General features: G+C 61.7%; 2 protein-coding genes. Both read right to left on the reverse strand.

The genetic code is table 11. From position 1 onward, the window contains the following. Positions 1–383, reverse strand: a 383-nt coding sequence (locus tag ACIROW_RS24060) for an ATP-binding cassette domain-containing protein (RefSeq protein ID WP_402279723.1), incomplete at its 3' end; no start/stop codon positions are given. A 19-nt stretch (positions 384–402) separates the two neighbouring features. Then, positions 403–1,162: ABC transporter ATP-binding protein (locus ACIROW_RS24065; protein WP_402279725.1), on the reverse strand; the 760-nt coding region annotated here is incomplete at its 5' end.

The following is a 1,162-nucleotide window of genomic DNA, read 5'->3' on the forward strand; positions in this document are numbered from 1 at the left end:
GGAAACACCGTGAACCAGTGCTCGATGTCCTGCGCGATCTGCTGCTTGTCGTCGCTGGTGTAGGCGCCCATCAAGAGGTTCTCGTGGATGCTCATGCGCGTAAAGACGCCGCGCCCTTCCGGCACCATCGCCAGCTTTTGTTGCACCAGGTTGAAGGAGCTTTGGCCCTTCAGCGGCTGGCCCAGGTAGCTGATGTGGCCCTGCACTTTCGAGTCCGGCAGCGTGCCGGTGACGGCTTTCAAGGTGGTGGTCTTGCCGGCGCCGTTGGCCCCGATCAGGGTCACCAGTTCGCCTTCGTTGACTTCCAGGCTCGCGCCCTTGACGGCCTTGATGCCGCCGTAGGCCACGCTCAGGTCTTCGATTTTTAAGATGTTCGTTGTCATTGTCGTGTGTCCTGCGGGCTTAATGGGAAGCGCCTAAGTAGGCTTCAATCACGGCGGGGTTCTTCTGCACATCCGCCGGCACGCCTTCGGCAATCGGCTTGCCGTAGTCCAGCACGGTCAGTCGGTTGCACAGGCCCATCATCAGTTTGACGTCGTGTTCGATCAGCAGGATGGTCTTGCCCTCGGCCTGGATCTTCACCAGCAACTCGCGCAGGCCAATCTTCTCGGTGGCGTTCATGCCGGCGGCCGGTTCGTCCAATGCCAGCAGTTGCGGCTCCGTCGCCAGGGCGCGGGCAATTTCCAACCTTCTCTGGTCGCCGTAGGACAGGTGGCGCGCCGTTCTGGAGGCGAATTTGCCGATGCCGACGAAGTCGAGCAGCTTTTGCGACTTGTCCTTGATCGCCGCTTCTTCGTCGCGCGCCGCCTTGTGCCGGAACACCGCGCCGAAGACGTTCTGCTTCGTTCTGACGTGGCAGCCGACCATGACGTTCTCCAGCACGGTCATGTCGCCAAACAGGCGAATGTTCTGGAAGGTGCGGGCAATGCCGGCCTTGGCCACTTCGTGCGGGGCGCTGGGGCTGTACGGTTTGCCGGCCAGCTCGAAGCTGCCGGTGTCGGGCTGGTACAGCCCGGTGATGACGTTGAAGAAGGTGGTCTTGCCGGCGCCGTTGGGGCCGATCAGGCCGTAGATCTGGCCTTGTTCAATCGTCAGGCTCACGCCCGATAGAGCTTGCAGGCCGCCGAAACGTTTGCTGACGTCGGCGATTTTTAACAGGGTG

The sequence above is a fragment of the Herbaspirillum sp. NPDC101397 genome (assembly GCF_044767325.1).
In the GTDB taxonomy this organism is placed as follows: domain Bacteria; phylum Pseudomonadota; class Gammaproteobacteria; order Burkholderiales; family Burkholderiaceae_D; genus Herbaspirillum.